The sequence below is a fragment of the Streptomyces sp. NBC_01808 genome, assembly GCF_035917395.1.
Lineage (GTDB): Bacteria > Actinomycetota > Actinomycetes > Streptomycetales > Streptomycetaceae > Streptomyces.
The window spans coordinates 4,506,404-4,528,544 of record NZ_CP109072.1 but is presented as its reverse complement, the minus strand read 5'-3'; the positions used below and the strand labels follow the sequence as shown (position 1 = coordinate 4,528,544).

Below are 22,141 nucleotides of genomic sequence, written 5' to 3'. Positions count from 1 at the left end.
CCCGCGCCGCCGCCTCGGTGCTGGCCGCCGCCGCCCTCACCGCGGGGCTCGCGGCCTGCGGCGGCGACAGCCTGGAGGAAAAGGGCGGCACGGACTCCCCGGACGACGACAAGTCATCCCTGGTGGTGGGCCAGGCCGGGTTCACGGTCTCGACGGTGACCGCCGAGCTGTACTCGGCGATGCTGAAGGACGCCGGCTACGACGTCACGATAAAGAAGCTGGAGAACCGCGAGCTCTACGAGCCGGAGCTGGAGAAGGGCAGCATCGACGTCTTCCCGGAGTACGCCGCGACCCTCGCCGAGTTCCTGAACGCGAAGGAGAACGGCGTAGAGGCTCCCGAGAAGAACCCCGTCGCGTCGAACGACGCCGGTGAAACGGTGACCGCCCTGCGCGAGCTCGCCGAGCCCCGCGGCCTCAAGGTGCTCGACGCGGGCGACGCCCTCGACCAGAACGCCTTCGCCGTCTCCAAGGACTTCGCCGCGGAGAACGACCTCAAGACCCTCAGCGACCTCGGCAAGACCGGCGACGACATCCGCCTCGCGGCGGGCGACGAGTGCCCGGAGCGCCCGTTCTGCGAGCCGGGCCTGGAGAGCACGTACGACATCGACATCACCAAGATCGACCCCCTGGGCGTCGGCACCCCGGCGGCCAAGCAGTCGGTCCAGGACGGCACCAACGAGCTCGTCCTGACGACCACCACGGACGCCACCCTGGACGACTTCGACCTGGTGCTCCTGGAGGACGACAAGGGCCTGCAGAACGCGGACAACATCCTCCCGGTCGTCAACGCCAAGGAGGCGGGCACGAAGGAGATCGCCGCCACGCTGGACAAGCTCACGAAGGTACTCACGACGGAGGACCTGATCGAGCTGAACCGCAAGGTGGACGCGGAGCGGATGAAGCCGGCCGACGCGGCACAGGAGTACCTGGAAGCCAAGAACCTCCTCGGCTCGTAAGGCAACGCATAGACGACTCGTCAGGCGAGCGCTCCCGCCGGGCCGGGGCAGACCGGCCCGGCGGGACCCATAGATGTGTCTGCGGAACGGGCAACCGATCCGGCTCGGGCGGCAACCAACTCACGCGCGCAGCGCACCACCCACCACCCGGGAGTTGGTCGACCATGGCGCCAGGCAAGCCCCGCAGCACCCGCAGTCCCTCGCACGCCCGCGGCAGGCGCACGGCCGCGCTCACCGCCGCATGCCTGACGGCACTCGGCGCCGTGGCCGCCACGCTGACGGTCCAGAGCAGCGCTCATGGCGAGGAGCCCGCGCCCGCGCCGCTGGCGTGCGGAGACGGTTCGTACCACGCGGAGGCGGTGAAGAGCGGCAGCACGTGGACCGCCCGCCGCGGCAGTTCCGTCGTCTACACCGGCGACGACATGCCGTCGGCCATGAGCGCCGCCGTCGGCAGCCTCACCCCGGGTCGTACATCCAAGGAGCGGGTCGTCGTCCACGGCTCCGGCACGATGAGCGCCAACGCCCGCCTCTCCCTCCCCAGCCACACTGCCCTCGACGTCTGCGGCACCATCGACGTCACGGGCTCCGGCTCCGGCGACCGCGCGCCCGTTTACGCCCGCGGCGTCACGGACGTCGAGGTCCAGCACCTCAACGTCACGGGCAACCCGCTCTACGGCATCTTCATGCGCAACGTCACGGACGTCACCCTCGGCCAGATCGACATGCGCCTGTCCGCGGGCCTCGGTATCCGCATCGACAACCACGGCGACACCAGCGTCCCCACCCGCAACGTCGACATCGGCAACGTTTACGTCTCCGGCACGAGCACCCACGCCGTCGAGACATACGGCGTCGACGACCTCACCGTCGGCACGGTCACCGCCCGCGACGTCGGCGGGTCCGGCCTGTTGCTCAACGACACCACCAACGCAACCATCGGCACCGTCGACGCCGTCGGCGCGGGCACGGGCACCGGTTACGCCGCCTTCCGCATGGCCAACCGCAACGGCCGCATCGGCGACAGCTACGGCACCAACATCCGCGTCGGTCGGGTCATCGCCCGCGGCGGGGGCCGCGGCGTCTTCTGCGTCTCCGAGAGCGGCGGCGCGGTCATCGACCGCGTCGACATAGCCGACACCGGCAACAACGCGATCCTGCTGGAGAATTGCTACAACGTCACCATCGCCGGCCAGAGCGGTTCCGTAGCCGGCCCCGGGGACATCCGTATCGCGGCCCGCTCGGAGTTCGCGAACTCCCGGGACATCACGCTGCAGAACCTGACGGTGACGAACTCCGCCATCATCGAGAGCCCGTGCGCCGACAACCTGACCGTGCGCAACGTCCAGTTGGTCAACTCCCGCCAGAACACCTGCTGACGCCGACGCCTACTCCTGGGGCGGGTCGAAACTGACGGTCTGCATGACGATGGCGGTCATCTCGCAGAACTCGCCCCAATAGTCCATGGACGCGGTGTCGAGGGTGAACACGCCGATGTACGGACCGGTGGGAAACGGAACGTGGACCTGGATCTGCCCAGCGCGCAGCTTGGTCTCCTGCCCGTCGGCCGCAAGCTCCGCGGGCACGGTGAACTCCCGTAACGTCACGCAGGAGACGGCGGGCCCGCAGGGCAGGTCGAGCCACCGTACGTCGTTCATCGAATCCCGTACGAGCACTTCCCGCACCCCGGTGGCGGCGGCCTCGGCGGAGGGGTGCCGGCTCTCCACCGCACCCACGTTGAACGCACAATGCGCGACTCCGCCCTCGTCCCGGGCGAAAAGCCCCAACGCCGAGTACTCGTGACCGCAACTCCCCATCAGCTCCCCCATCCCGGCGTAATAGGGCGCGGTGGAGGCCCATAGGGCGTCGTCACCGTTGGGGAAGAGCTCCCGCACGAACCCTTCGGCCAGGGTGGCGCGTTCCTCCGGGGTGGCGGCGATGGGCAGTGGGTGGAAGCCGTGGGGAACGGTGAACCAAATAGGGGGTATCGCGTCGGAGTCGGGCTGAGTCGTAGGCATATGTCACCGATTCAGTCGAGGTCACCGGGCTGCAATGTGGGATGTCCGCCTTCCGGGCTCATCAAGTGGATGCCGTATCCCGCAATACCGTTGACTGGTTCTGCGGGTTCGGACCAGGTCTCGAACAGAAGGTTGCCGCTCGGCCGTCGGGTGACAATGCCGTAGGGGTTCAGGCGGCCTGATCCACCGGATTTACGGTCGGACTCAGCACGACCCGCCAGGTAGGCGTCGATGGCGTTCCGCTGAGGTGAAGTGAGCTGATCGAGCGGAACGAGGGTGGAGGAGAGGTGCCGAAGGATGCGGCCCAAGGCGTTCTCGCTGTACGAGTAGAGGCGGCACCAAGAGTTGTCCGTGAACGTGATCGTAAAGTTCTGATGGCCCTGACTGAACTTCTTGCGCTCCACCCGGGCGATGAACGACCGGTCCACCTCACAAAGAGATGTGTCGCGGGAGGGGTCGTTGTCGGGAAAGCCCACCACTACGAGGCGCACATCGGTGATGATCAAGTGGGTCCGGTAGTTCGCCGGGCGGCGCGCGGGGTCGAGTTGCCAGGGAAGGGTCCTGGCGACCCCACCCTCTTGCGCCCACATGACGGGGAAGTCGTCGACCTCGTTCTCCGGGTCCTCGCTCTTGCCGCGAATCCTGGGTTCACCGAACGGGGACCCCAGAGCCCCCAGGGCGCTGGCGGCCAGGACTACCAGCGTGTGGCCGACGAGGCCCACCTTCCTGGCCGTACTCCGGACGTTCCGGTCCGCCCGGCTGCGGACGGTGTACGTCGGTCCCTCAAGCCAACCGGGCAACTCATGCTGAATGTCGCGGCGCTCGGTGTCGCGGAACCACCGCATACCGGAGACCGGCGCCGCCATACCCGTAGCGAACTCCACCGGCCCGCGGCTGAGTAAGGTCTCACCCCGCCGGGGCTCCCACACTGCCATGATTCACCCTCTCCTCAACCGCCGAAAGCAGCCTCAAAGCGATCACCGATATTCACGTCAATGCCAAGGTGTTGCGGAATAGTCACCAACTTCGGCGACATCTTCAGCCCAGAGTCGAGCATCCGGCCGCCCACGGAGAGCGGATCGATGGCCAGCCCATCGGGTCCGTAACTGAGGGTTCTGGTGCCCAACCACTGACCTTTCCAGGTCGCCGCCTCTGCAATGCCGAGCATGCGGTTCTGCAGGCCACCTGCCCTGGACGTCACGATCCCCACTTCCTTACGCCCCCATAGCGCCACGTTCTTGCCGAACGGACTTCTCTGCACACCACCTATGACTTTGCCAGCCTTATCACCGAAGGAGACGTAGTTGCGCGCTTGTACCACGTCCCCGACGTAGTTCGCCCCGAGTTGCGCGGCGCGTGTTTGCGCCGTCGCGGCGTCAGCCACCTTCGCGCCCTTCGAGAACGCCCCGATACCGGGTAGCACACCCAAGACGTCCAGGCCGATGGTCGCCCAGCTCACGTCCGCACCTGCCGCCTTGGCGATCCCGTGCGTGGCCAGCGTCAGCCCTCCCGTGATCAGTGCGGCCGTCGCGAAGGCCGCCCCGATTCCGAAGGGGGCGGTGACGATGGCGAGCACCGCGAGGGCGGCGGTGACGTAGCTGAGGACGTCGCCGATCGCCTTGATGAGGTCCGCGTGGTCCTGGACCCAGTCGAGGGCGTCGCCCAGGACGTCCGACACGCCGCTGGCTATCCGGTCGAACAGCCCCGGCTCGTCCGGGGCTATGTCTCCGGCGCTGTCCAGCTCCCGGGAGATCGACCACGCCTCGGTGAAGTAGCGGTCCTTCAGCTCCTCGGCCCGGCGCCGCACCTCGTCCAGCGCGTCACCGGCCTCCTCCGCGGCCTTCTCGCGCTTGTCCTGCTGTTTCTTCTGCGCGTCCGACGCCTTCTCGTCATCCGACGCACCGGGGAACGGCGCCGCCTTCCCGGCGTCCAGGAGCCGCTGCGCGTCGCCGAGGGCCTCCTGCTTCCGCCGCGCTTCGCGCTCCAGCGCGCGTGCCTCGTCCTGGAACCGGTCCATCTTCTCGGACCAGCGTCGCAGCGCCGTCGCCGCCTTCTCGAAGGAGGTGTGCGCCCGCTTGATGTCGGGGGTGACCTTGTCGGCTACGTGGTCGGAGAAGGCGTTCGCGGCCTTGCCCTTCCACACTCCTTGGTCGAGGCGTTCCAGCTCCTTGGCGGTGGTGCCCAGCTCACCGGCGAGCCGGCCGATGGCGCGGGCCAGGTACTTGGTGCTGTGCGCGTCACCGGGCGCCGGGTCGAATCCGAGGGTGGGGTAGTCCTTGTCGGCCACGTCAGCGCCCCTTGGGCTGGAGAGCCGCTTCCAGTTCCTTTTCCAGCCCGTCGAAGTCTCTGGCGATCTTCGTCAGCATCTTGGCGGCCCCCTCGGCGTGCTCCCCGAGCTGCCCGATCCCGTACTCCCACGACTCGGCGAAGTCCTGCAACTCACGCATGAGCATCCAGGCGCCGACGACGTCGGTGTCGGTGCCCTTCATCGAGCGGGCGGCGTAGTCCAGACGTTTGGCCATGGTCGTGAACGTGTGAAAAAGCTCGTCAAGAACGTCACCCTTGATCTTTAAGTCTGCCATCTCGTTCCTTTCCGCCGGAATCGATGCAGCCGGCTACGAGAAGCCCTTCGGTCCCTCTTTGGTCCGCGGGTCGGGCACGCGAACAATCAGCGGACGACGGACTGGATTTCCTTCACGGTCACGTCCTGCGCGGTGCCGAACGTCCCGGAGGGCAGTTCGGTGGGGTCAGGGTTGTTGGTCCCGGTCCAGCTCACGTCCCACGTGACGGTGCCTTCAAAGGCGTACGGCCCCGTTGCCTCGGTGGACCGGAGATACTGCACACCACACGGCGGCGAACCCTCGGCTTCGGCCGGCCGCTTCTGGCCGACGCTGCCGTCGTCGTTAAGGGGGCATTCACCGGACTCGGGGTACGTGAGGGCGTCGTCGGTGCCGGGGTCGATGTGCAGACTGCCGGGTGTGGCGGTGGTGGTGGCCTCGATACCGAGCACGTCGACTGAGGCGGTGACAGACACCGGCCGGAAGGAGGCGTCATCCAAGGACACCCAGGTGGGGAGGTTCACCACCTGCCTGGACCCGTCGGGCTGCAGCGTCGGCGTGGCCTCCGGGATGCGGATCTGCTTGTAGGCAAGTTGAGCGAGAATCTCGGGGTTGATGGTGTTCTCGATGTCAGCAGGCGGGTCATCCCCGGTGTCCACCCAGAAGGGTGTCCCGACACACTCGGAAGCTGCGGGAGTGTTGGCCTGATCCGGGTCCGTGTAGACACCCCACCAGAAACCCTCACCATTCTTCTCTACATTGAACGGCCCGTGTTCTCCGTTCACGTACTTGTCCCTCATCGCCTCCGCGTTACCCGCATCATGCTGCGGGCTCATGTCGATTCCTCCGTCGAACCTCGTTTGCGCCGCCTCCTCAGCCGTCCACTTGGGCGCGTACCAGCACGCAGGAGGTGTCCAGTCTCCGAGGGGGCTGAGAGAGCCGGATTCCCCTTCTCCGCTGCTCTGACTGTGCTTAATCTCGATCTCGGCTCCGGCGGTTGCGGAAACAGCTCCGTCCCCGGTGCCACCCTTCGCCACCGTGTTTCCTCCACGGCTGCCACCAGCCGCTCGCCCATCCCTCTGTGCATGACTTTCAGTAACAGTCAATGCGCAAGCGAATACCGCTAACACTACAGCCGGCAGGGCAAATTTCACTCCTCGCACTGCTTCGCCCCCCGCGTCGAGACCACATTCACCGTCCGCCAAATGTTCTCGGCATCCTTCTCCAGGCGTGTGTTGTACAGGACATACGCACTGGCACCCCCTGAGGAATCCTCGATCGGTTTGCCGGTGTCTGCGTTCGTAATATATGAATCACTCTCGTCGGAGCAATAGATGACGACCGCAGCCCCGTCATCCCGGAAACTCACGTTCTGATCAAAGTAACGTGTGGTGCCCGCCCACGCATGCCCCTTGTCCAGGTAGCCCTTGATGTACTCCATAGAAGACATGAGGGCGTTCCCGGAGTTGTAGAAATCCAACGCCTCGGTATCCGTCGATCCGCGCAGGATCGCTTCATCTACGGAGTCGACAGAAGCCGCACTGTCCGCCAGAACCGCATCCTTCTTCGGGTCGCCGGTCTCCCAGCCCTCGAAGACGTTCTTCGCGCCGTCCGGCAGCTTGATCTCCGGTCTCGCCGCTGCCGTTTCGCTCGGCGACGGGGACGGCTTGGGCGAGTTGGCGCCGGTGATCTTGTCGTCCTCGTTCGAATCGTCGTCGCTGCCGCCGCAGGCGGTGAGGAGCAGGCTCAGGGCAGCAACGGCCGCTGCGGCGGTGGGGAGAGTGCGGCGTTTCATGTCGGCTCCGGCGGGATCGGGGGTCTCCGTGTGGGGTGACGCTACCGAAGGTTGATCCAGTTGCACCACCGTCGACTTTTCGTCATACATTGCCTCTTCCGGCAACGATGGAATTCCATTGGTCGCCGGCTTCACAGCAGTCCACGCGCCGTCCCACGCCGAGCACGCAATCGATCAACGGACGAGTGACTGGATCTCCTACCCGTTGCGTCCCCATGCGCTGCCCCACGTGCCGCCGGACAGTTGCGCCTGAGCCGCACACGAACGCTGACGACGAGGCCAAGGGGCTGTGGCTCCACCGACGCAGTCCCGGTTATGACGCCGGCTACCTTTCGTTCCCGAGGGCCTATTCGGGTTTGGTGGAATTCCATCGGCGGCTCTCGCGGGCGGGGCGTGTTGATCGCCGGGGGCGTGGTCCCGCCTGGTGCGGGCGGGCGGGGGCGTCGGTGGCTGGGGACGTAACCGGCGGGAAACGATTGGTTGGGCGCTGCTCCATTTGGGACATCTCCACGGTAAGTTGCGGACTATGCCTCGTGGACGCCACCGCTTCTCCTCGCCGATGCGCGGGCTACTACCGCCCGTGTCGTTCGCCGCGGTCGCGCTGGGTTGCGCGGCCGGGGCCTGGTTGGTTTCCGGGGACGGGTCCGCCGTGCGGTGGCTGGCCGTGGGGGCGGCCGGGGCCGCGGTGGGGGCCTCGGCGCTCATGCGGTTGCGGGACCGGATGGCCGCCCTCCAGGTCACCGAGGCGACCGGGGCGCAGGCGCGGGCCGAGCGGCAGCATGAGGAGAAGATCGCCGAGTTGAAGGGCGACCTCGAGGAGGCGCGGCGCGTACGCGGTGAGTTGGAGAAGCGGCTCGGATCGCGGCACGGCGACCTCGCCCGGTTGCGTACGGACCACGCCGCGCTGCTCGCGCGGTACGCCAACGCCGAGTCCGAGCGCGCCGCCGCGCTCGAAGGGCGGCGGCAGTTGGCCATCGAGGCGGCGACGCCCGTCAAGCAGTTGCCGCCCGCCGGTACGCAGTCGCAGATAGGGCCGCCCTCCCTCAGTTCGTACCTGCGCGCCTCCCACGCCCTCGACAACCTCGCCGGCAACGCCGCCCGGCAGGGCCACGGGCAGACCCACGAGCAGGCGCCCGCCGGCGACGCCGCGGGCTTCAGCTACTTCTCCCGGCCGCAGCGGGCGCCGTCCCGGGAGATCCCTCCCCCGGCGTCCGGCCGCCGGGCCGGCGGCGGCCACCGCTCCGGGCCCGACGAGCCCGTTGACGCGGGCACGGACCTCGCCGACGTCGTCGGGCCGGAGGTCCTTGCCGAAGCCGAGGCGGAGGCTGACGCCGAGGCCGGTTCCAGGTCCGACGCCGTTCCGTCCGCCGGCGACGCCGACGACCCCGACGACGACCCCCACGGGCCCGTCGGGCGCGTCATCAACCTGGAGCAGGCGAGCTGAACGGGGATTCGCCCCCGTTCCTCCTTACTTGTCGATGTCCCCGACCACGAAGAACATCGACCCCAGAATCGCCACCATGTCCGCCACCAGCGTCCCCGGCAGCAGCTCGGTCAGCACCTGGATGTTGTTGTACGACGCGGAGCGCAGCTTCAGCCGGTACGGCGTCTTCTCGCCCTTCGACACCAGGTAGTAGCCGTTGAGCCCCAGCGGGTTCTCCGTCCAGGCGTACGTCTCCCCCTCCGGCGCCTTCAGCACCTTCGGCAGCCGCTGGTTCACCGGCCCGGGCGGCAGCTCCGCCAGCCGGTCCAGGCAGGCGTCGGCCAGGTCGAGGGAGTTGTGCGTCTGCGCCAGCAGCACCTCGAAGCGGGCCAGGCAGTCGCCCTCCTCGCGGGTCACGACGCGCAGCGTGCCGCCCAGCTCCCCGTACGCCAGATACGGCTCGTCGCGCCGCAGGTCGAAGTCCACCCCCGAGCCGCGCCCGATGGGCCCGCTCACGCCGTAGGCGTGCACGATCTGCGGCGGCAGTACGCCCACGCCGCGCGTGCGGCCGCGGAAGATCTCGTTGCCCAGGACGAGGCGGTCGAAGACGTCCATCCGCGCGCGCGTCGCGCGCAGGGCCGCGCGTGCCCGGTCCGTCCAGCCGGCGGGCAGTTCCTCCTTGAGGCCGCCGACGCGGTTGAACATGTAGTGCATCCGCCCGCCGGAGACCTCCTCCATGACGGCCTGCAGATCCTCACGTTCGCGGAACGCGTAGAAGATCGGGGTGATGCCGCCGAGTTCGAGGGGGTACGAGCCGAGGAACATCAGATGGTTGAGCACCCGGTTCAGCTCGGCGAGGAGCGTACGCAGCCACACCGCCCGCTCCGGCACCTCCATGCCGAGCATGCGCTCGACGGCGAGGACCACGCCCAGTTCGTTGGAGAAGGCCGACAGCCAGTCGTGGCGGTTGGCGAGCACGATGATCTGGCGGTAGTCGCGGGCTTCGAAGAGCTTCTCCGCACCGCGGTGCATGTAGCCGATGACCGGCTCCGCGGAGACGATGCGCTCGCCGTCCAGGACCATGCGCAGCCGCAGCACGCCGTGGGTCGAGGGGTGCTGCGGGCCGATGTTGAGCACCATGTCGGTCTGCTCGGCCGCGCCGCCGATGCCGACCGTCAGCGGGGCGGTGCGTGCGGCGGGCGCGGCGTCTCCGGTGGGCGCGGCAGTCATGCAGCCGAGCCTAGCGGCCGTACGGAACGGGCCCTAGGCCCGCGGCAGGGTGCGGTCGTGGTCGTACGGAACGAGGCCTAGCGGCGCGGTGGGGTGCGGTCGTCCTCGTCCTCGTCGTCCGGCAGCTTCAGGACCCGCTCCAGGAAGAACGCCGCCCCGACCACGAGCGCCGCCGTGACCACCGACAGCGCCGCGTACACCACCTGGGAGCCGCGCGTACCGTAGTCCAGCCCGTCCTGGATCAGGAACAGCCCCAGCCCTCCGTACCCCCCCGCCACCAGCGCCGAGACCAGCGCGCTCGCCTGGCCCAGCACCACCGCGCGCGCGGCCATCAGCGGGTCGACGCCCTTGGCGTGCGGTACGCGCTCGCGCTGGGCGGCGAGGCGGGAGCGGATGGACAGCGCGGTCGCCGTCAGGATGGTGGCGATCAGGGCGAGCACCACCGGGGCGGCGACGGGGACGCTGGGCAGCGTCCCCACCGAGTTCCACAGCCGGGATCCCGCCCAGGACAGCACCCCCGCCACCACGAAGATGCCGGCCAACATCCCGACGTGCAGTTGCCTCACCGAACGCGCTCCTCCCAGAACCCCCGGAAATCGTAGCCCCGTAGGGCCGGCACGATGCGCTCAGTCCGGGAGCCGCAGTTCGAGGTCCGTACGCGGGCGCACGCCCTGCCGGCCGACGTGCGCCAGCAATTCGGCCACCGGCCCGCGCCCCGGCAGCTCGGCCGCGGGGTCCACGTCGTGCCACGGGACGAGGACGAAGGCGCGCTCGTGCGCGCGGGGGTGCGGGAGGGTGAGGGCGGGGTCGTCGGAGACGACGCCCTGGTACGCCACGATGTCGACGTCCAGCGTGCGCGGACCCCACTGCTCGTCCCGTACGCGCGCGAACGCCTCCTCTACGGCGTGCGCCCGCTCCATCAGCGACGCGGGCGGGAGGGTGGTCCGTACGATCAGGACGGCGTTGAAGAACGTCGGCTGACTGCCCGGCTCGACGCCCCAGGCGTCGGTCTCATAGACCGGCGAGACGGCTTTGACGCGGAGGCCGGGGGTGTCCTCCAGGGCGTCGACGGAGCCCTGGAGGGTCTCCAGGCGATTGCCGAGGTTGCTGCCGATGGAGAGCACGGCGAGCTTGGGGTTCTGCAGGGTCGAGTCGGCCGCGTCGACCTGCTCGACCACGGAATGCGGCACTGGCTGCACGGTCGGGTCGCTGCGATTCAATGGTCAACCTCTGCTTCGGGTGATGGTGATGGTCACGTCGTCGAACGGAACGGTGATCGGCGCGTCCGGCTTGTGCACCGTCACCTCCACCTGCTGCACGGGCGCGTGGGTCAGGCACTGCGCGGCGATCCGCTCGGCGAGCGTCTCGATCAGGTCCACCGGCTCGCCCCCGACGATGGCGACGGTCTCCTCCGCCACGACGCCGTAGTGCACGGTCCGCGCCAGGTCGTCGGTGGCGGCGGCGGGGCGGGTGTCGAGGTGGAGGACGAGGTCGACGACGAACGGCTGGCCTTCGGCGCGCTCGTGCGCGAAGACGCCGTGGTGGCCGCGGGCCCTGAGGCCGCGCAGCGCGACTCGGTCGGCTTGGGTCATGGCTCGCTCACCTCACCTTCTGCGTCTGGGGGCCGTTGTGTGCTGGTGCCTTTGAACGTTGTTCCCTGCGCCTTGCGTCGGTTGCTTGTGCGCTTGTGTCTTCGGCTGCTCGTTTCGGTCGATGTGCGGTGCCAGTGGGCTCGCTGCGGTCGAAGCGGTGGTGGTCTGATGCTCGGCCCTGCCCCTGGACCCTCGATCGAATGTACCTGCGCCTGCTGACACGCCGAACGACCGGGGCTGCTCGCGGCTGTGCCGCGGGGTGTGGCCGCGTCTACGGGGGAGGGTCGACGGGACAGCGGTATGGGGGGTGACGGCGACTCGAACGGGCTATGAACGCGACCCAGGTCTTGTGAGACGGGTGGGTGGGTCGTAGGTGCCGCGCGGCGGTGGGTTGTCCCGCGGGGTCGTGGGTTGTCTTGCGCGTGGTGGGTTGTCTTGCGCGTGGTGGGTTGTCTTGCGCGTGGTGGGTTGTCCCGCGGTGCGCTGTGTCGTCCGCCGTCGCCGGGCGCCCGTCACCCTTCTCCCGCACTCCCGCCCCAGGGTAGGCCGCTGCTCTGACAAAGATCTCCGGCCGCACGGCCGGGCTCTCACGATACGGATTCGGGTACGCGGCCCGTACGCCCCTCTACGCCCCGTCCAGCGCCGACGCGACCCGTACCGCGTCCGCCGTCGGCCGGACCTCGTGGACCCGTACCGCCCACGCGCCCTCGCGCGCCACTATCGCCGACACCGCCGCCGTGGCGGCATCCCGCTCGCGGGCCGGCGGTGGTGAACCGTCGGGGCCGGCCAGGACGCGCCCGAGGAACCGCTTGCGCGACGCCGCGACCAGCAGCGGACGGCCCAGTTCCGCGCGGAGCCGGGCGAGGCTGTTCAGCAGCACCAGGTCGTGCGGCGCCGCCTTCGCGAAGCCGAGGCCCGGGTCGGCGATGATCCGCTCGAAATCGATACCGCCCGCCACGGCCCGGTCCAGGCTGCGGCGGAGTTCGTCGACGACCTCGGTCACGGTGTCCTCGTAGACCGCGCGGTTGTTCATGTCGATGGACTGCCCGCGCCAGTGCATGACGACGAACGGCACCCCGGTCGCGGCGACCGCCGGGACCATCGCGGGGTCTGCCTGGCCGCCGCTGACGTCGTTGACGAGGCGGGCGCCGGCGGCGACCGCCCGTTCCGCGACGGTGGCGCGCATGGTGTCGACGGAGACGAGTACGCCTTCTGCCGCGAGGCCCCGTACGACGGGGAGGACGCGGCGCAGCTCCTCGTCCTCGTCCACGCGGGGTGCGCCGGGGCGGGTGGACTCGCCGCCGACATCGACGATGTCGGCGCCGGTGGCGACGAGGTCGATGCCGTGCTTGATCGCGGCCGCGGAGTCGAACCAGAGGCCGCCGTCGGAGAAGGAGTCGGGGGTGACGTTGACGACGCCCATGACGGCGCAGCGGCCGAAGTCCCGCAGCCCCGCCACCTGCCCCCTGCGCACATCCGTCATACCTCCAGCGTATGCGCCATCGGCACACCCGGTCCCGGCAGGGCGCCGGGGGCTTTCCCGAGGAGGGGTGGGGTGCGGTCGGGCGGCGGGGGTGCGTAGAGCGGACCGCCCCGGCGCGAGCGCGCCGGGGCGATGTCAGAGGGCGCGCCTACCCTTGGGCGGGCGTGCGGGGTACGTGGGGGTTCCGTGGGTCCCGGGGTACGTGGGTCCGAGGGCCCGGGTACGCGGGCGGGCCGCCTTCGGCGGCCAGGCCCGCCAGGGGACAGGGTTCACAGACTCCGGATCGCCCTGAAGCCCGTGTTGCCGCTGGAGCTGTCCGGTGTGTTCCCCATCCTCGCCGACGTCCGGTACCGCAAGCAGTACGACTCATGGCACATATGCGACCCCCCCTTCAGCACCCGCGACTGCCCCAGCCGCGGTCCCCGCGGGTTGTCGCGCGGGGCATTCCGGTGGTGCCGTGCGTGGAACCAGTCCGCGCACCACTCCCACACGTTCCCCGTCGCGTTGTACAGCCCATAGTCATTCGGCTCGAAGGCGTCCACCGGGCACGTCCCCCGGTAGCCGTCCGCCGCCGTGTTACGGTCGGGGAAGCTGCCGCGCCAGATGTTCATCCGGTACGCGCCCTCCGGCTCCCGCTCCGCCCCCCACGGGTACGGCTCCCCCTCCAGCCCGCCACGCGCCGCGTACTCCCACTCCGCCTCCGTCGGCAGCCGTCCGCCCGCCCAGTCGCAGAAGGCCAGGGCGTCCGTGTGCGAGACGTGCACCACCGGGTGGTCCCACCGGCCGCGCAGGCCCGAGCCGGGGCCCTCAGGGTGCCGCCAGTCCGCCTGGTGGACCTGCCGCCACCACGGCGTCTGCGGCGGTGACGCGGTGGGCGGGAAGTTCTTGGGCAGGAAGCCCGCGAAGACGAAGGACCAGCCGAAGCGCTCGGCGTCCGTGACGTATGAGGTCGCGTCGGTGAAGACCGCGAACTCCTCGTTCGTCACCGCCGTCGCCGCGACCGCGAAGCCGTCGACCGTCACCTCGCGCGCCGGGCCCTCCCCGTCCGCCGGGTACGGGCCGGCGTCGTAGCCCATCAGGAACGCCCCGCCGGGCAGCTTCCGCCACCCTCCGCGCGGTTCGTACGCGGCCGGTCCCGACGCGGGTGCGGCCTCTCCAGACTCCAGGACGACCGGGGCGACCCCGCCGCCCTCCGGTACCGCCGCGCCTTCCGCCCCACGCCCCGGCGCGCAGCACGCTCCCGGCTCCGTACCCCCGCCCCCCATCAGCGCGACCTGATCAAGCTCATCGCCTCGGCCCGCGTCGCCGGGTGCCGGAGCTGTCCGCGCACCGCCGACGTCAGCGTCTTCGCCCCCGGCTTCCGCACACCCCGCATCGTCATGCACAAGTGCTCGCATTCGACGACCACGATCACGCCCCGCGGCTCGAGTATCTCCATCAGCGAGTCCGCGATCTGCGTGGTCAACCGTTCCTGCACCTGCGGTCTGCGCGCATACACGTCCACCAGCCGCGCCAGCTTCGACAGCCCCGTGATCTTCCCGTCGCGCGACGGGATGTACCCCACGTGCGCGGAGCCCACGAACGGCACCAGGTGGTGCTCGCACGTGCTCAGCACCTCGATGTCCTTGACCAGCACCATCTCGTCGTGGCCCAGGTCGAACGTCGTCGTCAGCACGTCCTCCGGGCGCTGCCGCAGGCCCGCGAAGATCTCCTTGTACGCGCGCGCCACCCGCGCCGGCGTCTCCAGCAGACCTTCCCGGTCCGGGTCCTCGCCGACGGCGATGAGCAGTTCACGCACGGCGTCCGCGGCGCGCTTCTCGTCGAAGTCGCCGTACGCCCCGTCGCCGTGCTCCGGGCCGTGTCCCGTCCTGACAGCCGCATCCGTCATCGTGGTGCCTCTCGTACCTGCGCCAATGGCCGCGCCCCCAAGGCTAGAACCTCGGGGGCGCTGCACACATTCCAGCGGTATCCGCTACGGCTGACCGCCCTCGCTCGGCGACGGCTGGTGCTGCGGGCCCTCGCCCGGCAGCGTGCCGCCCTGGAGGCCGCCCGGCAGGCCGCTGCCGGCGGGCGGCGTCTCGGCCTTGTCCAGCATCCGCGGGCCCGAGCCGTTCGTCTCCCGCGGGGAGGTGACCGGCGGCCGGGTGGAGGGCGTACGCCGCGAGGAGCCGGTCCACGCCGGCCGCAGCGGGCGCTTGACCAGGGGCCGGAAGATCTCGGCGATCTCCTCCTTGCCCAGGGTCTCCTTCTCCAGCAGCTCCAGCACCAGGTTGTCGAGCACGTCGCGGTTCTCGACGAGCATCTCCCACGCCTCGTTGTGCGCGGTCTCGATCAGCTTCTTGACCTCCTCGTCGACCAGCGCGGCGACCTCCTCGGAGTAGTCGCGCTGGTGCGAGAGCTCCCGGCCCAGGAAGGGCTCGGACTGGTCGGAGCCGAACTTGATCGCGCCCAGCCGCTCGGTCATGCCGTACTGCGTGACCATCTTGCGGGCGAGCCCGGTCGCCTTCTCGATGTCGTTGGCGGCGCCGGTCGTCGGGTCGTGGAAGACCAGCTCCTCGGCCGCGCGCCCGCCCATCATGTACGCGAGCTGGTCCAGCATCTCGTTGCGCGTGGTGGAGTACTTGTCCTCGTCGGGCAGCACCATCGTGTAGCCGAGGGCGCGGCCGCGGGAGAGGATCGTCACCTTGTGCACCGGGTCGCCGCTGGGAGAGGCCGCCGCGACCAGGGCATGCCCGCCCTCGTGGTACGCGGTGATCTTCTTCTCCTTCTCCGACATGATGCGGGAGCGCTTCTGCGGGCCGGCGACCACGCGGTCGATGGCCTCGTCCAGCATCTCGTTGTCGATCAGCTTCCGGTTGCTGCGCGCGGTGAGCAGCGCGGCCTCGTTCAGCACGTTGCTGAGGTCGGCGCCGGTGAAGCCGGGGGTGCGCCGGGCGACGGCGGACAGGTCCACGTCCGGGGCGACGGGCTTGCCCTTCTGGTGGACCCTGAGGATCTCCAGCCGGCCCTGCATGTCGGGGCTCTCCACGCCGATCTGCCGGTCGAACCGGCCGGGGCGCAGCAGGGCGGGGTCGAGGATGTCGGGCCGGTTGGTGGCCGCGATGAGGATGACGCCGCCCTTGACGTCGAAGCCGTCCATCTCGACCAGGAGCTGGTTCAGCGTCTGCTCGCGCTCGTCGTGGCCGCCGCCCATGCCGGCGCCACGGTGCCGGCCGACCGCGTCGATCTCGTCGACGAAGACGATCGCCGGTGCGTTCGCCTTGGCCTGCTCGAACAGGTCGCGGACGCGGGAGGCGCCGACACCGACGAACATCTCGACGAAGTCGGAGCCGGAGATGGAGTAGAACGGCACGCCTGCCTCGCCGGCGACGGCGCGGGCCAGCAGCGTCTTGCCGGTGCCGGGCGGGCCGTAGAGCAGCACGCCCTTGGGGATCTTGGCGCCGACGGCCTGGAACTTCGCGGGCTCCTGCAGGAACTCCTTGATCTCGTGGAGCTCCTCCACGGCCTCGTCGGCCCCGGCCACGTCGGAGAAGGTCGTCTTCGGGGTGTCCTTCGTGATGAGCTTGGCCTTGGACTTCCCGAAGTTCATGACCCGGGAGCCGCCGCCCTGCATCTGGTTCATCAGGAAGAGGAAGACGAGCACGATCAGGACGAACGGCAGCAGCGAGAGCAGGATGCTGACGAACGGGTTGTCCTTCGTCGGCTTGACCGAGTAGCCGTCGGGGATGTGCCCGCCGTCGAACTTCTTCTGCAGCTTGTCGGCCAGATCGACACCCTGGTTGTCGATGTAGTTGGCCTGGACCTTGTCGCTGCCGTCGATCTTCTTGCCGTCTTTGAGCTGGACCTTGATGGTCTCGCTGTTGCCGGTGGTCAGCTCCGCGGAGCTGACGTCGTCCTTCTGGATCGCGGCGACGACCTTGGCGGTGTCAACGGACTTGTAGCCCTCGGAGGAGCCGACCAGTTGCATCAACAGGACCACGGCGAGGACGGCCAGCACGATCCACATGACCGGCCCACGGAAGTAGCGCTTCACGTCCATCCACACGGGGCGGCGTACGCCCCGTCCCTCCTGCCCAGTGAGGCACGGCTGGCTCCTGACCGAGCCCGTGGCCGTGCGTATGCCTGTTATGGGTCCAAACTGAAACGACTGTCGTTCGGACGGTACCCCAGAATTGTCACCCGTCCCCGCCGGGGACGGCTAACAAACCGGCTTTCCCATGCTCCAACGGCGGGAAACCCCCCGGTGTTCCCCGGGCAGGGACCCGCCGGCCAGCGTCCGGCCACCCGGGGGGCGGCGGCGGGATGTCCCCTCAGTCCGCACACGCCGAGCCGCGGACTGCGTCAGCCACCGTACACGTGCGGTGCGAGGGTGCCGACGAAGGGCAGGTTCCGGTACTTCTCCGCGTAGTCGAGGCCGTAGCCGACGACGAACTCGTTGGGAATGTCGAAGCCGACCCAGTCCACGTCGATGGGCACTTTCGCCGCCTCCGGCTTGCGCAGCAGGGTGAAGACCCGCAGCGAGGCCGGCTGCCGGGAGCCGAGGTTGGAGAGCAGCCAGGAGAGCGTGAGGCCGGAGTCGATGATGTCCTCGACGATCATCACGTGCCGGTCCTGGATATCGGTGTCCAGATCCTTCAGGATCCGCACGACACCGGAGGACTGGGTGCCCGCGCCGTACGAGGACACGGCCATCCAGTCCATCGTGACCGGCGTGGAGAGCGTGCGGGCGAGGTCCGCCATGACCATCACGGCGCCCTTGAGCACCCCGACGATCAGAAGGTCCTTGCCGACGTACTCCGCGTCGATCTTCGCGGCCATCTCGGCGAGCTTGGCGTCGATCTCTTCCTTGGTGATGAGCACTTTCTCAAGGTCCGCGCCCATGTCCTTCACATCCACCCGGGGTCACTCTCGTTCGGTCGACGACCACTGCCGAACGAACAGTCTGCCATCCGTTCTCCGGGCGGTCAGGAGCGCGTAGGACACGTTTTCCGCACCTCCCGACCGCTAGCCAGGGCCTGTACGGTCCCGCCGGCCGGCCTGCGCACCGGCGGGATCCGCGGCGTACGGGCCGTCAGTCCTCGCGGAGGTCCTCCCGGAGGTCCTCCCGCCGGACGACCAGCCGGCCCTGTTCGCGGCGGGCGGACACCCGCCCGGGGAGGTTCAGGGCGCTCTGCCCCCGCCAGCCGGTGATGAGCTTGTCCATCTCCTCGATGTGCCGGCTGAAGAGGGACCCGGCCGGGGAGCCGGCTGCCAGGGCGGCGCGGCGCAGGACGCGGCGCCGCACGGCGGGCGGCAGCGCGTACAGCCCGGGGACGTCGAGGCCGCCGTCCGCGTCCCGTACGGCGCGCTCGGCGTCGGCGGCCCAGGCGTCGAGGGCGTCGGCGTCGTCCCTGGAGAGCCGGGCGGTACGGGCCAGGGAGGCGACGACGCCGCGGCCCAGCGCCTTCTCCAGCACGGGCAGCGCCTCGTGGCGGACGCGGGAGCGGGTGTAGGCGGGATCGACGTTGTGCGGGTCGTCCCAGACGGGCAGCGACTGGACCATGCACGCCTTGCGGGCGACCTGGCGGTCGATCTGCAGGAACGGGCGGCGGTAGCGGCCGCCGGGCCCGGAGGTCGCGGCCATGCCGGACAGGGAGCGCACGCCGGAGCCGCGGGCGAGCGCCAGCAGCACCGTTTCGGCTTGGTCGTCGCGGGTGTGGCCGAGGAGTACGGCGGCGGCGCCGAGGCGCTGCGCGGCCTCGTCCAGCGCCGCGTAGCGGGCGTCGCGGGCGGCGGCCTCGGGGCCGCCGCCGCGGCCGACGTCGACGCGCACGGACTCGACGGGGTCAAGGCCGAGGGCGCGCAGCCGGCCGACGACTTCCTGCGCGCGCAGGTCGGAGCCGTCCTGGAGGCCGTGGTCGATGGTGATGCCGCCGGCGCGGGCGCCCTGGCGGGAGGCTTCGAAGGCGAGGGCGGAGGCCAGCGCCATGGAGTCGGCGCCGCCCGAGCAGGCGACGAGGATCAGCGGGGCGGCTGTGGGGGCGGCCGGGCGGGGGGTGCCCGCGAAGCGGGCGCGCGAGGCCGGTGCGGGGGCCGCGGCCGTGGAGACCGTGGGGGCGGCGGGGGACGCCTGGGGGGCGGCCGGGGAGGCCGCGGGGGTGGGGGGTACGTGGGCCGTGGCGTACTCGGTGAGCACGTCGTGCAGAACGTGGCGTACGGCCAGACGTATCGCGGCGACCGCTGGATGGGGACCCATGGCTTTCACTTCACTTTCGCTGGCGGCGGAAGAGCTCGCTCGGGCTCACCTCCGCGACCGTCACTGTAAGTATGTCGATGGTGACAGAGGAGAGCGACCAACCGAGCATTGCACGCGGGCAACGCCGGGTTCGCTCCCTCGGACGGGTGAAAGTCGCGCGAATATCGCCGCCATGGGAACCGCCGGGAGGGTCGTCAGCTCTCCGCGCGGCTGTGCACCCGCGCGATCCAGTCCGCCGGTTTGGCGATCTCCGCCTTGGTGGGCAGCGTGTTCGGCGAGGTCCACACCCGGTTGAAGCCGTCCATGCCGACCTGGTCGACGACGTGCCGCACGAAGCGCTCGCCGTCGCGGTACTGGCGGAGCTTGGCGTCCAGGCCCAGCAGCTTGCGCAGCGCCTGGTCCAGCCGGCCCGCGCCGGCCTGGCGGCGCTTGGTGAACTTCTCCCGGATCTCCGAGACCGACGGCACGACCTGCGGTCCCACGCCGTCCATCACGTAGTCGGCGTGCCCCTCCAGCAGGGACATCACCGCGGTCAGCCGGCCCAGGATCTCCCGCTGCGCCGGGGTCTGGACGACCTCGACGATACTGCGCTCCTCGCCGCCCTCCTCCCGGCTGCCGCTGAGGCTCTGCAGCGCCTCCCGTACGCGGTCCAAGAGGGTGGCCGGGTCGATCTCGGTCTCGCCGAGGAAGGACTGGATCTCGCCCTGGAGGTGGTCGCGCAGCCACGGCACGGCGGTGAACTGCGTGCGGTGCGTCTCCTCGTGGATGCAGACCCACAGCCGGAAGTCGTGCGGGGCGACCTCCAGCTCGCGCTCGACGTGGACGATGTTCGGCGCGATGAGCAGCAGCCGGCCCTGGCCGGCGCCGCCGCTGCCGGAGCCGGCGTGGGCGGCGGGGCCGCCGGGCAGGTCGCGGGTGGCGGGGGCGAAGGTCTCGTACTGGCCGAGGACGCGGGAGGACAGGAACGACAGCAGCATCCCCAGCTCGACGCCGGTGATCTTGCCGCCCACGGCGCCCAGGACGGCCCCGCCGGGGAGGCCGGAGCGGCGCTTGTCCATCTTCTCCAGCAGCGGCGCGAGGACGGCGCGGAAGCCCGCGACGTTCGCCTTGATCCAGCCGGGGCGGTCGACCACGAGGATCGGGGTGTCGTGCCGCGGGTCGGCGCCCTCGGGATACATCCGGGAGAACTCGCGTACGTGCTCCTCGGCCGACCGGGCGTGCGCCCGCAGCTCGCCGACGATGGCGCGCGCCTCGTCCCGGCTCACCTCGGGGCCCGGCCGCACGAGCCGGGTCGCGGTCGCAACCGCGAGATTCCAGTCGACCATCTCCGCACCACCGATGCTCGTCATCTCTTCACCGTACGTGCCCACGCGGCCGAGCGGGAGCGCGCAGCCCCCGGAACCGGCTGCGGGAGGGCCCGTAGGGGACGTGCCGGGCCGGGCGGGGAGCGGGGCACGGGCGGGGGCGGTGGGGTGGTCGCCCGAACGAGGGAGGAGGTTCACTTCTCGTTCACTTCGGACAGGAGATCGATTCACCTGTTTTGCCTAAATTCGGCAACGAAAGGTGAACCAGCGCAGGCGAGACGGACGGGAACGCGCATACCTGAGGGAGAGGTCTGTCTCCAGTCCGCATGAACCGCAAAGGACCCCCACCGTGAAGCTTCCCCGCACCACCCGGCTGCGCGCCGCGGCCGCCGGCTCCCTCGCCCTCGCCGGCGCCCTCGTCCTCGGCGCCTGCGGGTCGGACGACAACACCGGCGGCTCCGGCTCGACCGGTGGCGGCGCCCAGGCCGCGACCGACGACGTGAAGTGCGCCGGCTCCGGCGAGCTGCTGGCGTCGGGCTCCTCGGCGCAGAAGAACGCCATGGACCAGTGGGTCAGCGACTTCCAGGGCGTCTGCCCGGACATCACCGTCAACTACAAGGCCACCGGCTCGGGCGCCGGCATCCAGGAGTTCCTCCAGGGCAAGACCGGCTTCGCCGGTTCCGACTCGGTGCTGAAGCCCGAGGAGGTGCAGGCGTCGAAGAAGGTCTGCAAGAACGGCGAGGCCGTCAACATCCCGATGCTGGGCGGCCCCATCGCCATCGGGTACAACGTCAAGGACGTGGACGACCTCGTCCTGAACGCGGACGTCCTCGCCCGGATCTTCTCCGGCGCGATCACCAGCTGGAACGACCCGGCCATCGCCGACCTCAACCCCGACGCGGACCTGCCGGACACCAAGATCCAGCCGGTGCACCGCTCGGACGAGTCCGGCACCACCGACAACTTCACCCAGTACCTCGCCGCCGCCGCCCAGAACACCTGGCCGCACCAGCCCGGCAAGAAGTGGCCCGTCCAGGGCGGCCAGGCCGCGGACGGCTCCTCCGGGGTCTCCTCGCAGGTGAAGCAGACCGACGGCGCCGTCTCGTACTTCGAGCTGTCCTTCGCCACCGCGAGCGACATCAACACCGTCAAGCTCGACACCGGCGCCAAGGAGCCCGTCGGGGCCACCAGCCAGAACGCCTCCAAGGCCATCGCCGCCGCGAAGATCACCGGTTCCGGCAAGGACCTGGCGATGCAGCTCGACTTCACCACCGACACCGAGGGCGCCTACCCCCTGACCCTCCTCACCTACGAGATCGCCTGCGACAAGGGCAACCACAAGGACAACCTCGACAAGGTCAAGTCCTTCCTCGGCTACACCGCGAGCGAGGCCGGCCAGTCGAAGCTGAGCCAGCTCGGCTACGCCCCGCTGCCCGCGGAGGTCGCCGGGAAGGTCCGTACGACAGTGGAGTCACTCTCCTGACCGCCGGCCCCGACCCCCGCAGCCCCCGCGCCGACCTGAGCGGGGGCCCGAAGGGCGCGGGTCCCGT

The 22,141-nt window shown here is 70.0% G+C and carries 20 protein-coding genes and 1 pseudogene; 4 read left to right on the top strand and 17 right to left on the bottom strand.

The annotated features are described in order from the left end of the window. The first annotated feature begins 17 nt into the window (after nt 1-17). Both OG946_RS19835 and OG946_RS19830 read left to right on the top strand, forming a co-directional pair. The gene (locus tag OG946_RS19835) at nt 18-956 is read left to right on the top strand and encodes an ABC transporter substrate-binding protein (protein ID WP_326800316.1); all 939 of its coding nucleotides are present in this window, start codon (nt 18-20) and stop codon (nt 954-956) included. A 164-nt stretch (nt 957-1,120) separates the two neighbouring features. Further along, nucleotides 1,121-2,332 (top strand): right-handed parallel beta-helix repeat-containing protein, encoded by a 1,212-nt coding sequence (locus OG946_RS19830; RefSeq protein ID WP_326797398.1) that lies wholly within the window; start codon nt 1,121-1,123, stop codon nt 2,330-2,332. A gap of 9 nt (nt 2,333-2,341) precedes the next feature. Here OG946_RS19830 and OG946_RS19825 read toward each other — a convergent pair whose 3' ends face one another. From OG946_RS19825 to OG946_RS19800, 6 genes are all read right to left on the bottom strand, one after another. Then, nucleotides 2,342-2,971 carry a hypothetical protein gene (locus OG946_RS19825; protein WP_326797397.1) on the bottom strand — a complete coding sequence of 210 codons (630 nt, stop codon included), beginning with the start codon at nt 2,969-2,971 and terminating at the stop codon, nt 2,342-2,344. A gap of 11 nt (nt 2,972-2,982) precedes the next feature. Beyond that, the gene (locus tag OG946_RS19820) at nt 2,983-3,906 is read right to left on the bottom strand and encodes a hypothetical protein (protein WP_326797396.1); all 924 of its coding nucleotides are present in this window, start codon (nt 3,904-3,906) and stop codon (nt 2,983-2,985) included. Nucleotides 3,907-3,920: 14 nt separating this feature from the next. Beyond that, a complete protein-coding gene (locus OG946_RS19815; RefSeq protein WP_326797395.1) occupies nt 3,921-5,258 on the bottom strand; it encodes a putative T7SS-secreted protein in 1,338 nt (445 codons plus the stop codon). 1 nt (nt 5,259) lies between these two features. Further along, nucleotides 5,260-5,493 (bottom strand): hypothetical protein, encoded by a 234-nt coding sequence (locus tag OG946_RS19810; protein WP_326797394.1) that lies wholly within the window; start codon nt 5,491-5,493, stop codon nt 5,260-5,262. A 146-nt stretch (nt 5,494-5,639) separates the two neighbouring features. Beyond that, complete coding sequence (locus OG946_RS19805; RefSeq protein ID WP_326797393.1) at nt 5,640-6,566, bottom strand: hypothetical protein; 927 nt, start codon at nt 6,564-6,566, stop codon at nt 5,640-5,642. Nucleotides 6,567-6,679: 113 nt separating this feature from the next. After that, nucleotides 6,680-7,459, bottom strand: coding sequence for a hypothetical protein (locus tag OG946_RS19800; protein ID WP_326797392.1), 780 nt, complete (start codon nt 7,457-7,459; stop codon nt 6,680-6,682). A gap of 445 nt (nt 7,460-7,904) precedes the next feature. Between OG946_RS19800 and OG946_RS19795 the strand changes: the two genes are divergently transcribed. Next, complete coding sequence (locus OG946_RS19795; RefSeq protein ID WP_326797391.1) at nt 7,905-8,768, top strand: hypothetical protein; 864 nt, start codon at nt 7,905-7,907, stop codon at nt 8,766-8,768. 24 nt (nt 8,769-8,792) lie between these two features. Here the strand turns inward: OG946_RS19795 and OG946_RS19790 are convergent, their stop codons facing one another. The 11 genes and pseudogenes from OG946_RS19790 to OG946_RS19740 all read right to left on the bottom strand — a co-directional run bounded on the left by OG946_RS19790 (nt 8,793) and on the right by OG946_RS19740 (nt 20,636). Next, nucleotides 8,793-9,977, bottom strand: a complete 1,185-nt coding sequence (locus tag OG946_RS19790; protein ID WP_326797390.1) for an NADH-quinone oxidoreductase subunit D — start codon at nt 9,975-9,977, stop codon at nt 8,793-8,795. Nucleotides 9,978-10,054: 77 nt separating this feature from the next. Further along, the gene (locus OG946_RS19785) at nt 10,055-10,543 is read right to left on the bottom strand and encodes a DUF3180 domain-containing protein (RefSeq protein ID WP_326797389.1); all 489 of its coding nucleotides are present in this window, start codon (nt 10,541-10,543) and stop codon (nt 10,055-10,057) included. A gap of 60 nt (nt 10,544-10,603) precedes the next feature. Continuing rightward, nucleotides 10,604-11,197, bottom strand: a complete 594-nt coding sequence (gene folK / locus OG946_RS19780) for a 2-amino-4-hydroxy-6-hydroxymethyldihydropteridine diphosphokinase (RefSeq protein WP_326797388.1) — start codon at nt 11,195-11,197, stop codon at nt 10,604-10,606. Between the two features lie 3 nt (nt 11,198-11,200). Then, complete coding sequence (folB, locus tag OG946_RS19775) at nt 11,201-11,569, bottom strand: dihydroneopterin aldolase (RefSeq protein WP_326797387.1); 369 nt, start codon at nt 11,567-11,569, stop codon at nt 11,201-11,203. A 625-nt stretch (nt 11,570-12,194) separates the two neighbouring features. After that, the gene (gene folP, locus OG946_RS19770) at nt 12,195-13,052 is read right to left on the bottom strand and encodes a dihydropteroate synthase (protein ID WP_326797386.1); all 858 of its coding nucleotides are present in this window, start codon (nt 13,050-13,052) and stop codon (nt 12,195-12,197) included. A gap of 269 nt (nt 13,053-13,321) precedes the next feature. After that, nucleotides 13,322-14,317: a formylglycine-generating enzyme family protein gene (locus OG946_RS19765; protein ID WP_326797385.1), complete on the bottom strand. Its 996-nt coding sequence runs from the start codon at nt 14,315-14,317 to the stop codon at nt 13,322-13,324. Further along, nucleotides 14,317-14,940, bottom strand: coding sequence for a GTP cyclohydrolase I FolE (folE, locus tag OG946_RS19760; protein ID WP_326797384.1), 624 nt, complete (start codon nt 14,938-14,940; stop codon nt 14,317-14,319). The genes OG946_RS19765 and folE overlap by 1 nt, the downstream gene beginning before the upstream one ends. A gap of 84 nt (nt 14,941-15,024) precedes the next feature. Continuing rightward, a complete protein-coding gene (ftsH, locus tag OG946_RS19755; RefSeq protein WP_326800315.1) occupies nt 15,025-17,091 on the bottom strand; it encodes an ATP-dependent zinc metalloprotease FtsH in 2,067 nt (688 codons plus the stop codon). Nucleotides 17,092-17,393: 302 nt separating this feature from the next. Then, nucleotides 17,394-17,933: a hypoxanthine phosphoribosyltransferase gene (gene hpt, locus OG946_RS19750; RefSeq protein WP_326797383.1), complete on the bottom strand. Its 540-nt coding sequence runs from the start codon at nt 17,931-17,933 to the stop codon at nt 17,394-17,396. Nucleotides 17,934-18,123: 190 nt separating this feature from the next. Continuing rightward, a pseudogene (gene tilS / locus OG946_RS19745) lies at nt 18,124-19,062 on the bottom strand (tRNA lysidine(34) synthetase TilS); the annotation flags it as partial. Nucleotides 19,063-19,481: 419 nt separating this feature from the next. Continuing rightward, on the bottom strand, nt 19,482-20,636 hold the full coding sequence (locus tag OG946_RS19740; RefSeq protein ID WP_047017098.1) for a zinc-dependent metalloprotease: 1,155 nt from the start codon (nt 20,634-20,636) through the stop codon (nt 19,482-19,484). A gap of 304 nt (nt 20,637-20,940) precedes the next feature. Between OG946_RS19740 and pstS the strand changes: the two genes are divergently transcribed. Further along, a complete protein-coding gene (gene pstS, locus OG946_RS19735; RefSeq protein WP_326797381.1) occupies nt 20,941-22,074 on the top strand; it encodes a phosphate ABC transporter substrate-binding protein PstS in 1,134 nt (377 codons plus the stop codon). The last annotated feature ends 67 nt before the right edge of the window (nt 22,075-22,141 follow it).

Coding starts and splice junctions, on each gene's coding strand:
- OG946_RS19830 (WP_326797398.1), top strand. CDS start 1,121: ATGGCGCCAGGCAAGCCCCGCAGCACCCGCAGTCCCTCGCACGCCCGC.
- OG946_RS19825 (WP_326797397.1), bottom strand. CDS start 2,971: ATGCCTACGACTCAGCCCGACTCCGACGCGATACCCCCTATTTGGTTC.
- OG946_RS19820 (WP_326797396.1), bottom strand. CDS start 3,906: ATGGCAGTGTGGGAGCCCCGGCGGGGTGAGACCTTACTCAGCCGCGGG.
- OG946_RS19810 (WP_326797394.1), bottom strand. CDS start 5,493: ATGGCCAAACGTCTGGACTACGCCGCCCGCTCGATGAAGGGCACCGAC.
- OG946_RS19790 (WP_326797390.1), bottom strand. CDS start 9,977: ATGACTGCCGCGCCCACCGGAGACGCCGCGCCCGCCGCACGCACCGCC.
- folB (WP_326797387.1), bottom strand. CDS start 11,569: ATGACCCAAGCCGACCGAGTCGCGCTGCGCGGCCTCAGGGCCCGCGGC.
- folP (WP_326797386.1), bottom strand. CDS start 13,052: ATGACGGATGTGCGCAGGGGGCAGGTGGCGGGGCTGCGGGACTTCGGC.
- OG946_RS19765 (WP_326797385.1), bottom strand. CDS start 14,317: ATGGGGGGCGGGGGTACGGAGCCGGGAGCGTGCTGCGCGCCGGGGCGT.
- folE (WP_326797384.1), bottom strand. CDS start 14,940: ATGACGGATGCGGCTGTCAGGACGGGACACGGCCCGGAGCACGGCGAC.
- ftsH (WP_326800315.1), bottom strand. CDS start 17,091: ATGGACGTGAAGCGCTACTTCCGTGGGCCGGTCATGTGGATCGTGCTG.
- hpt (WP_326797383.1), bottom strand. CDS start 17,933: ATGGGCGCGGACCTTGAGAAAGTGCTCATCACCAAGGAAGAGATCGAC.
- OG946_RS19740 (WP_047017098.1), bottom strand. CDS start 20,636: ATGACGAGCATCGGTGGTGCGGAGATGGTCGACTGGAATCTCGCGGTT.